Here is a 433-nt window from a genome sequence, read left to right as displayed (position 1 = left end):
ATTTGAGGATTGCCTCGGCGAATTGTTTTTGGGTTTTATAATGTCGATTATGGGTGACATGCCTGTGCAGGACTGCCCAGAGGTCCTCAATCGGGTTGAGATGTGAACAATATGGCGGCAACGGTATCAAGTGAATACGACAGTTTTTGCGCGACAGGAAAGCCCTAACATGAGGCCCTTTGTGGTAGGGTGCGTTATCCCAAATGACATGTATGATGGGTTTATCGAGGTTGCGGGCTTCGATTTTGGCCAATAGTTGCATCGCACTTGTGCCATCGACGGTGATTGGTTCGACAAACGGCGCATCGAATGTCTCAAGGCTTAACGCGTCGTGGATGTTGACGCGCCCGCGTCCAGATGTTGTCAGAAGTGCTGGATTTGTACCTTTGCGCACCCAGCCAAAGGCAGGGTTGCGTGGATCTTCTGGGTGGTC

Annotated in this window: 1 protein-coding gene; it reads right to left on the bottom strand. The window is 51.0% G+C overall.

What is annotated here, in order from left to right; genetic code table 11:
* Positions 1-433, bottom strand: a 433-nt coding sequence (locus AB9F26_RS22310; protein WP_369769134.1) for an IS630 family transposase, incomplete at both ends; no start/stop codon positions are given.

It is taken from the genome of Falsihalocynthiibacter sp. BN13B15 (assembly GCF_041205415.1).
Classification (GTDB): domain Bacteria; phylum Pseudomonadota; class Alphaproteobacteria; order Rhodobacterales; family Rhodobacteraceae; genus Falsihalocynthiibacter; species Falsihalocynthiibacter arcticus.
Note: the sequence above shows the minus strand (reverse complement) of the source record. Positions and strands in the feature narration are given on the sequence as shown.